This window comes from Photobacterium lucens, from assembly GCF_009873615.1.
Lineage (GTDB): Bacteria > Pseudomonadota > Gammaproteobacteria > Enterobacterales > Vibrionaceae > Photobacterium > Photobacterium lucens.
In genome coordinates this window covers 1-9,795 of record NZ_SSMG01000209.1, presented here as the reverse complement: position 1 = coordinate 9,795, position 9,795 = coordinate 1, and the positions used below count along the sequence as shown (strand labels likewise).

5 protein-coding genes and 1 pseudogene are annotated in these 9,795 nt (G+C 39.6%); 1 reads left to right on the top strand and 5 read right to left on the bottom strand.

All coding sequences use genetic code 11. From position 1 onward, the window contains the following. Both E5A76_RS09665 and E5A76_RS09660 read right to left on the bottom strand, forming a co-directional pair. Positions 1–1,021 (bottom strand): annotated as a pseudogene (locus tag E5A76_RS09665) (hypothetical protein); the annotation flags it as partial. 199 nt (positions 1,022–1,220) lie between these two features. Further along, positions 1,221–2,078 (bottom strand): DUF4344 domain-containing metallopeptidase, encoded by an 858-nt coding sequence (locus E5A76_RS09660; RefSeq protein WP_161118798.1) that lies wholly within the window; start codon positions 2,076–2,078, stop codon positions 1,221–1,223. A gap of 357 nt (positions 2,079–2,435) precedes the next feature. Between E5A76_RS09660 and E5A76_RS09655 the strand changes: the two genes are divergently transcribed. Continuing rightward, a complete protein-coding gene (locus tag E5A76_RS09655; protein ID WP_237459125.1) occupies positions 2,436–4,277 on the top strand; it encodes a CHASE3 domain-containing protein in 1,842 nt (613 codons plus the stop codon). A 118-nt stretch (positions 4,278–4,395) separates the two neighbouring features. Here the strand turns inward: E5A76_RS09655 and E5A76_RS09650 are convergent, their stop codons facing one another. The 3 genes from E5A76_RS09650 to E5A76_RS09640 all read right to left on the bottom strand — a co-directional run bounded on the left by E5A76_RS09650 (position 4,396) and on the right by E5A76_RS09640 (position 9,708). Next, complete coding sequence (locus tag E5A76_RS09650; protein WP_053989106.1) at positions 4,396–4,803, bottom strand: GNAT family N-acetyltransferase; 408 nt, start codon at positions 4,801–4,803, stop codon at positions 4,396–4,398. A gap of 79 nt (positions 4,804–4,882) precedes the next feature. Further along, positions 4,883–7,621, bottom strand: coding sequence for a bifunctional acetate--CoA ligase family protein/GNAT family N-acetyltransferase (locus tag E5A76_RS09645; RefSeq protein ID WP_161118796.1), 2,739 nt, complete (start codon positions 7,619–7,621; stop codon positions 4,883–4,885). Positions 7,622–7,947: 326 nt separating this feature from the next. Continuing rightward, the gene (locus E5A76_RS09640; RefSeq protein ID WP_161118795.1) at positions 7,948–9,708 is read right to left on the bottom strand and encodes a ricin-type beta-trefoil lectin domain protein; all 1,761 of its coding nucleotides are present in this window, start codon (positions 9,706–9,708) and stop codon (positions 7,948–7,950) included. Positions 9,709–9,795: the final 87 nt, after the last annotated feature.

Here is a 9,795-nt window from a genome sequence, read left to right as displayed (position 1 = left end):
GTACGCGCGAATCTAAAATTAGATCACCATAAGTAAATGATTTAACTCTAAATTTGTGCATGGGTAACTGAGCCAAATTAGCAATGGTTTGGCCTAGGTGGTATCCCTTGTTATTGATATCAGCACGTTCAACAAATTTAGGTAAAAACATTGGCTCTTCAAGGTGGATTTTGTCTGCCGTTAATACCATAGATTCGGTCGGCTTTTTGAAATCGATTGAAAAGCCTAACTGGGTTAATTCTTGTTGTTCCAAGATGGAATATAAGGTTTTCCACTCAGGATACATAGCCCCTACGTTGACCTTTAATGGCGTACTGTCACCTTGCCAACTAATCGAAAAATCACCATCGTTGAAATGCAAACGATAGTGAGGTGAAGGGTTGTAGTCAGGGAAAAATAGTGTCATCACACCATGTGATACGTTGCCGGTTAGCGCAATATGAGGATCGCTATTAAAAGCAACGTCCACATCTTCAAGAATTTGAACCGCATTAGGCCAACCTGTCACACTGTTAGTATGCAGGGCCGAGGATGTTACTTTTCGCGCATGTGCGGTGAAGCGAAACGGTGCTGAGAAGTGGGTAAACTTGATGTCAGCATCGTAAAGGTGGATATAGTTTAGTTTGATATTTTGATCAGCTAACGCTTTAGTCGCAGCTTTTGGCAGTTTTACTGAAGATTTCACTGCAAACACATGATAAGAAACATCACCCGTGTCTTTATTTAAGTTACGGTGTAATGAAAGATCTTCTAGTTCAATCGTGGTATTTTCAATACTGACAGAAATATTCTTTGCTGTGATGCCATTATTGAATTTCAAACCAGAGACATGGTTTAAACGGATATCTTTGGTATACAACCAGCTTGAGAGGATAACTGGCGGAGTAACAACAAATATTAAAATGGACCAGAACAGGAAACGTCGAAAACGCTTGTTTTGTGGTACTACTGCAAGCTGTTCATCAGTGTTTGATGACTTTGGTTCTATATCAACACTTTGTTGTTCTTTTTTATCCGACATAGAACTTAATCTTTCCCCAAAAAACAATAAAATTTATCACTAATATTAACATGACAATAATAAATATATTAATTACTTATAATAAAGGTGATGATTTTTTGCTTTGTCATATTTAGGTTATTTATGAATAATCCTCACAAATAACCCTGTATTGTGACAATGCCACTTATTTCGCTCGGGTGCAGGAGATTACCGCAGACTACTCAGCTAAATAATGTAACCAGCCTTGATTGATCACCGCAAAATATTCGGGGCAACGTAACTTTTGTTGTTTCCTTTCTGATGCAGATAACTCATCAAAAATACGCTGATAACGATTAGGATTACTTCCATACACTAAACATAAAATATTGTAGTAGCGTTGTAAGTCTAAACTGTGTTCGCTGACAAAATCAGCATCATCAAAACTGTCAGTATCTAAATCTTCTAGTGCGAACAAATCTGCAGAGTTAATAGCAATGTCATCACCGCGCGGAATGTCGTTAAGTAGCAGAATGGTGGCAAAGTTATCAACTGAATCTTCTTCTTTTCCTAAAATGGGAATGGCTCTATCAGCAATATAGGCATGTCCAATTTCATGGAGCAAAGTATGAAGCAGCGAATCCTCTGTAGCTTGGTTCACTTCACGTTGAGTTTTGAATAATCCTTTATTTTTAAATAGTTGGCGACTTTCATTGACGAATTGATAGGGGATGTGAATTGAATTGGTTATAGGATCAAATAAAGGACCATCATCTGAACCAAAGACAATATTTAGGGCTGGTGAGAATACAAAACGCTTTTGGCTCAATTGCTTGATGGTTTCAAGTACTGGTGATTGCTCAATAAATTGCTCAGTCTGTCGCATGGCTGTATTTGATGGAAGAAAGCGAAAATTAACCGTGGGTGTGGGCTCTAACACCAAGCCGTATTGATCATCAATGGGTAAGTTTGTACCAATGTTTTTGGTTGTACCTGCCTGACTTATTGTTGAATAAAATAAAAAACTAATCATGAGTACGAGAATATAGATACCTAACTGAGGTTTATATTTCGTTGTGAGTAAACTGCTATACATCCTACTTCCCCACATATTTTATGTGCTATGTCTTTTTCGTGATAATTATAGTGTATAAGGCAAAATATCTAGATAAATATGCTATCTATCTACAAATAACTTTCTCAATATGAATATATATTCTCATTTCTGAAACAAAATGGGTTATCTATTTACACAGGGTTAATAGGGTTTTCTATAGTGTGTATGCAGCGCTAAAAGTAAGAACTTATTGTTACACAACGAATACTTACGGAAGGCTAGATCACAATGAATATGGAAAATATATCAATAAGAAACAAACTACTTATAGGGAATGGGCTTATTGTGCTGCTGTTAGGCATATTATGCGCAATTGTTTGGAATGCCATTGTAACGATGGATAAAACCGCGAAGATGGTTGAACACACTTATAAAGTTATCGATAACTCAAATATCTTAGTGTCTTCGATGGTTGATCAGGAAACAGGTTTACGCGGCTTTGCCATTGGTGGGCAAGAAGAATACCTTGAACCTTATATTTCAGGTAAGAAAGAGTTTGATAAACACTTAAATATAGTCACTGAATTAACCAGTGATAATCCAGCACAGCAAGAACGTTATGCTTTTGTCGCCAATGAAGCAAAAGCTTGGCAAGCATACGCAGATAAAATTATTCAGTTACGTAAAGATATCCAAAACGGCGAATATTCTGAGCAAGCTATTCATGAGTTGTTAGCATCAGGCATTGGTAAACAGCTGATGGATAAAATTCGTATTGAAGCTGAAGACCGTCGTTTTGGTTATCAAAGTAATGAGCTTTTGCAGGCAATGGTGAATATGGAAACTGGCTTGCGAGGCTACATCATTAATAAGACGGATGATTATTTAGAACCTTACTATCAAGGAAAAAAAGAAGTTAATCGTATTCTGAAAACTAACGATATTGATGATAAAAATATCAATGCATGGATCAACGATTACGCCGAAGTTGCGATTAAACAAATCAAGCATGGCCTTCAATACAAGGTCATGAATGATCTTTACCTTGAGTTAGAGAAGAAACAAGGTAAGGCGTACATGGATGATCTTCGTTATCGTGTTGCAGAGATCATTGATATTGAACAAGCATTGATGCAACAGCGAAAAGGCTCTGCAAATGAAGCAGCAAATCTCGCGATAATGGTTATCGTTGGTGGGGGTATTATTACTGCGATATTAGCTTTTGCTGTTGGAGTCTTTATTTCTCAAACGATTACTAAGCCTATTGGTAGTGCTGTTGACGCTGCAAAAGAGTTAGCACAAGGGAATTTAACCGTTCATATTCCACGTTATGGTAATAATGAAGTCGGTGTCTTGCTGACAGCGTTGCAAACTACTGCCGATAGCTTGAAAAGTATCATCGTGAAAATGAGTGATGCCAATGATCAGCTTGGCAGTGCCTCAGATAATTTGACTGCTATTACTACTCAAACCAGTCAAGGCGTCACAGAGCAGCAACAGAAAACGGATGAAGTGGCAGTAGCAATGAATCAGATGTCGATGTCTGTTCAAGAAGTTGCACAGAACGTGGGTACAGCTGCGCAATTTACCAATGAAGCACATACTGAAGCACAATCAGGCATTGTTATTGTGCAGAATACTGTAAAAAGTATCAGTCAGCTTGATGAAGAGATTAACTTAACGTCAGTGAGGCTTAATGAACTGGTACATGAAACAGAAAACATTGGTGGTATTTTAGATGTCATTCGAGCTATAGCCGAACAAACCAATTTATTAGCGCTCAATGCAGCGATAGAAGCGGCTCGTGCTGGTGATCAAGGTCGAGGTTTTGCCGTTGTAGCTGACGAAGTACGTGAACTGGCAAAACGTACTCAAGATTCAACTACAGAGATTCAGTCGCTAATTGAAAAAGTTCAGCATGGTACCAATGAACTTGTATTGAGTATGGATAAGAGTAATAGCATCGTAAAAGAAAGCGTGTCAAATGCGACCAAATCAGGTGATGCGTTTAGCGTGATCACTGAATCTATCGCTAAAATTAATGATATGAATATTCAAAATGCGAATGCTACCGAGGAGCAAAGTACGACAACAGAGGAAATTAACCGCAATATGGAATCGGTTAATATCATTTCTCAGCAAAGCGCTCAGAGTGTCGGAGAAACGGCGAAATCTACGCAGGTGTTATCTGAATTATCGCAACAAATGCACAGCATTATCAGACAGTTTAGAATTTAGCTTAGCTGGTGGAGCAAGGCTTTGTATTAGCTATAACAGTCATACGATGATAAAAAAAGCAGCCTCAGATTATTATCTAGGTTGCTTTTTTGTGAGCACTTTACATAGATAGGTTTCATTAATGATCATTACCTGCGTATACCCACATGGGTTCCGTTTTGCCTGCTCTTTCAAAACCTAATGCTTTATAAAACTCGACGGCTTTACCATCAGCAGTCAGCATCTGTTGGTGGAAACCACGGTACTTACTTTGCATGAGCTCCATCATCATTCTGCCGACTCCTAGACCTTGGTAATTAGGATCAACCAGCATATGCGGATAGTAGACGACTAAATGACCATCAGAAATAGCATTACCAATACCAATAAGTTTTCCGGCTTTACGTGCAGTGACTAAGGTTTCTGAGTTTAATAGTGCAGGGATCAATTTTTCAGGAATTTCCGCTGAAGACCATTCATTGGCTCGGTATAAACTGATCACTTCGTCTTGCTCAATCTCTTTACTGATTTCGACTATAACACTCATATTGTTTGTGACTTCCTGTCTTGAATGCATTTTAAAAAGGTAGCAATAATTTCAATCGGTGTTATTACTTCCTCAGAGATTAGCTATCTTTTTTATCAACAAGAGGGAGTAGCATTTCAACTATGCCATCTTCTAGTTGAACGTCGATACTAAAGCCTACTTTCTCTGCTAAGTGGATCATACCGTGATTAGAAGGCATGGTCATACCCGTCATAAACTGCAATCCTCGCAGTTTGCAGTAGTTCACTAGCTTGTTCATTAAGATGCTACCTAAGCCCAAGCCTTTCATATCGGAACGTACCAGAATAGCAAATTCTGCATCATGGTTTTCAGGATCAGAAAGGGCACGAGCAACACCTAATACAACGTCTTCTTTTTCATTAGTTTCAAGGTTGATATGGGCATCTTTGGCAACGGCAACAAATGCCATTTCACGGTCGTAATCAATTTGTGTGAATTTGGCTAAGGCTTCATGGTTTAGCTCACCAATATCGGAGAAGAAACGTTTATATAAATCTTCTACCGAGACTTTCGACATAAAGGTTTTATGAAGTGGCTCATCTTCCGGCAAGATAGGACGTAATAACAATGTTTGTCCGTCTTTCAAGGTGCAGGTTTCTTCGTATTCTTTAGGGTAAGGACGGATCGCAAGGCGTTTTTGTTTATCACCAGTAAATGGTTTGATCTCCATTGAGGCATCAAGCACTGTTAGCTCGCTACCACTAACGAGTAGCGGGTGAATATTTAACGCTTTGATCTCAGGACAATCAATGATCAATTGTGAGATCTTAACCAATAAGCCGCATAGCGCAGGAATATCTATTTTCTCTAATGTACTACGTTGTTTGATTTTTCCGGTTTTAAGGGCGTTGATCACCATATAGCGAGCCAGTGCCATATTCAGCGGTGGAATAGCGACCGCTGCGTCACGGTGAATATCCCAACGGGCATTATCTTCACCCATTAAGATCACTGGTCCAAAGATAGGATCGTTGTGAACATCAATCCGCAATTCTTGTGCTCCAGAACGATCAGCCATACGTTGTACTAACAAACCATCGATCCGTGCTGTTGGGTAGTGCATAGCAACACGATCAAAGATCGCTTGCACGGCATTTTCAACTTCGTTCGCAGTACGAAGGTGTAGTACAACCCCATGAATTTCAGACTTATGACGAATATCGGGCGATCGAAGTTTTACCGCAACTGGGTAGCCAATTTGCTCGGCAATATGTACGGCTTCTGCGGCATCAAGTGCAATCCATGTCGGCAAGGTAGTAAAGCCGTAAGATTCTAAGATTGGACGGGCTTCATGGGTTTCTAAGTGACGAATATTATTGGCAAGTAACTCAGCAATTTGTTCATGAGCTTGATGAGTATTGTGGTTGCTATAACCAATAGAAACGGGGGTTTCCATTAATTGTTTTTGGTTGCGACGGTACTCGACCATGTGCATGAAGGCTGAAATCGCACTCTCAGGCGTGCGATAAGCGGGATAACCTGCTTCAGTAAAGGTTTTACGGGCAATGTTCGCTTCGTTCTCGCCAGCCCAATTTGTCAGGATATTAAAGCGTTTGGTTCTTGGATGCTGATGTAAAGTTTCAATTAACGCATTGGCAGTTTCAATATCAGGGGCGATGGCTGACGGGCTATGCATGATCAGTAAAGCATCAAAATCATCACTATCTAATAGGATTTTGATGGCTTGCTGATAGCGGCTAATGTCGGCATCACCAATAATATCGATAGGGTTGGCATGAGACCAACAAGAGGGCAATACGGCAGATAGGCGATTAATGGTTTCTTGGCTTAATTTAGCTAACTTACCACCACGATCAGATAAGGCATCGACAGCCATGATCGCAGGGCCACCACCATTGGTTAATATTGCTAAACGTTCGCCACGTAATGGTACAGAGTGTGCCAAGGTCTCTACCGCAGCAAACAACTCATGGGTATTGTTTACCCGCAACATACCTGAACGTCTTATGGCGGCATCGTAGACAGCATCTAAGCCAATATCACCACCAGTATGTAAGTGTGCAGCAGAACTGCCTGCTTGGGTCCGCCCACTTTTTAATACCAGTATACGTCTATTACGGGCTGCAGCTCGGGCAGCAGACATAAAACGTCGGGCGTCTTTAACGGAATCGATATAGAGCAATATCGCATCGGTTTTGGAATCTTGACATAAGGTATCAAGTAATTCTGCAAAGTTAATATCGCAGGCATCACCTAATGATAAAAACGTTGAGAAACCAATACTCTTGTTTTTAGCCCAATCCAAGATCGTGGTACACACTGCCGCAGATTGGGAAATAAAAGCAATCTTACCTTTGTTTGCACTAATAGGAGAGAACGAAGCATTCAAGTTAAGCCAAGGCAGGATCAACCCCATGCTGTTAGGACCAATCAAGCGCATGCCGTATTCTTTGGCTTTTGCCAACATTTGCTCTTCTAGGCTTGGCTGGTGGTTTTGGCTAAAAGGGTTGGTATGCAGTTGAGGATTGTTCATGCCTGCTGCAAGAATGATGGCAGCTTTAACCCCTTTCTTGCCAAGCTGTTCAACAATATCAACATTTAGCTCTGCGCGAGTGCAAACCACTGCAAGATCTGGGACGCGAGGTAAACTGGCAATATCAGGATAGGCAAGAATACCGGCTACGGCATCATATTTAGGGGTAACGGGCATAATAGGGCCACGAAATTGCCCTGATAATAAGTTACGGATCACCACATTACCTGCACGTAATGGGTTATCTGATGCACCAATAACGGTAATTGATTTCGGTTTGAGTAAGCTTCTCATCCCATCCATGATTGATATCCTACTGTGTTGAATATTATCTTTTTATAGAGGATAAGCTTTTATCTTTAAAGAGGGGGAAAACAGTAGAAGAGCTGTGATCTGAACACGCTAAAAATTCACAAAGTAAAATATCCTTTCAATATTTTATAAAATGAAAAGCATGCGCTGTGAAAGTGATAGATACACTATACGTTTATATATTAATTGCTTGCTGTGACGGGTTTTATCATCTCAGCACAATAAAAATACCCTCATTCGCTGATTGCTTTAGCTACAAGCGAGATGAGGGTATTTGTGTTATCGCGTTATTTAACTTGATAGTTTACGTTGTCGGATTAATTGCCCCAGTGCCATTGTGAGCCTTTGGCAGTTGCTGATACAGGGGATGTTTGGCCATTGAAAGTCGCTTGCTGACCTAATGCATTGATAAGGTGCTTATTATTATCAAGGTGCCACTTTTGTTCTGGAGCATTTGTACATTTCACAATATTTGAGGCGGCAAAACATAATTGAGGCACATTGTGAGGATGTAAAAAACCTTCACTTGTTAGTGTCCATTTTTGATTATCACTGCCATCACATTTCGTAGTTAAAACTAACGCACCATCAAATGTATAATTATTATAAACATTCAAACATTGTCCCTGTGTCACTAATGGTCGCCATTGTACTTTGGGTTTAGTATTTTGAGTCGCTGCGTTAATTAATGTATAGACAATCGATGATAGTGGCTGAGCATTTTTAGATGATTCTACCGCTTTATCTTGCCAATCAGTTGGGACAGGATCAGCTATATTCCAATTACCTTTACCATCGATAGCTGATTGTAAAGTGTCACCTTTTTTAATCGTCCAAAGGAAATCAGGATGTTGGGTTTGTTTATACCACTCACCACCGATAATATCACCATGATCATTGAGTTCGAGATCATAGGTATAATTCACAACCGTTACTGCATCGTCAGCTTTTGTGTCTGGTGTTTTATGATTAGGCCAACTCTCATCTGTGTACTTGAACGACATATTCACGCCAACAATTGAAGTCGTATTTTTACTACGGTAGCTAGAGAATCTATCTCTAGTGTAATCTGAACGTGCAACTTTCACTTTATCAGGATCTGCTGATTTCTCACCTGTCTGAGGGTTAAAGTACTCAATTGAATAACCAATAGCGGGCTGATTCCAAACTTGGGCACTATAGTCAGCATCAAGTACAAAGCTTCGATGGCTTAGACCTAATTGGTTTAAAACAACGATATGCCAAACACCTGGGTTGACGTCGCGACAGTCAGAATCCTTCACTCTAGCATTGTTGTCTGTTGCAGGATCTGATTTGAAACATCGAGCACCAATTACCTTATACTGGCTATACATAAATGCTTCTGACCAAAGTTGATCAGCTAGTGCTTTGATGTCAGAAGGGTAGAAAGTGAGATCGTCACCACTTGGATCTTTAACTGTAACGGCATTTGTAGGGCGAGGAAGAACGGATGCTGCAGAAGCCCAACCATTACAGATACCCATCCAACTTTCAATATTCGCACCATTTAAGCCGCCATAATTGATGCCAACTTGCCATGCAGACTTAGTCAGTGATAATGATTTATCACCAACTAGTAGGTCATATTTTTCTGCTGGAGATAAGTCGTTGCGATCATCACCTTGATAGGTATTTATTGGCCTTACTTTGTATGTGTAATTGTAAAGGTCTTTAAAGGTAGTTTCACTAGTCGTTTTGTTATTATGATAACGCCAAGCAATACCACCGTATACTGTAGGCCAATAAGTATCAGACCAAGGTTGTTTTTTTAATTCAAAACTATTAGGTGCTACTTTTGTCAGCTCTGTAATGTTGACGATTGTTTTATTGCCTAAATCTGTGAAATCTTGGGGGCGGTAAACTTCTGCAATATTAGGATCATTGTTAACCGTGGTAGGAAACGCACTAAAATTTGATGGTTGTTTTAATGGCAGGCTCATTGGAGCTGTCAGATTGCGAATAGTTAATGCTTTATTTGATAAAACATGAGGTACATCAAATGATTCTGCTGTAGCACTAGCCGACATTAGTGGAAGTAATAATATTATTTTTTTCATTGTTGTCAGTTTATTTTATTAGTGAAGTTTAAGTCCCATATAGTTAAGCAGTTAATTTGAATGATAAATAGACTATTAGCTCTAATA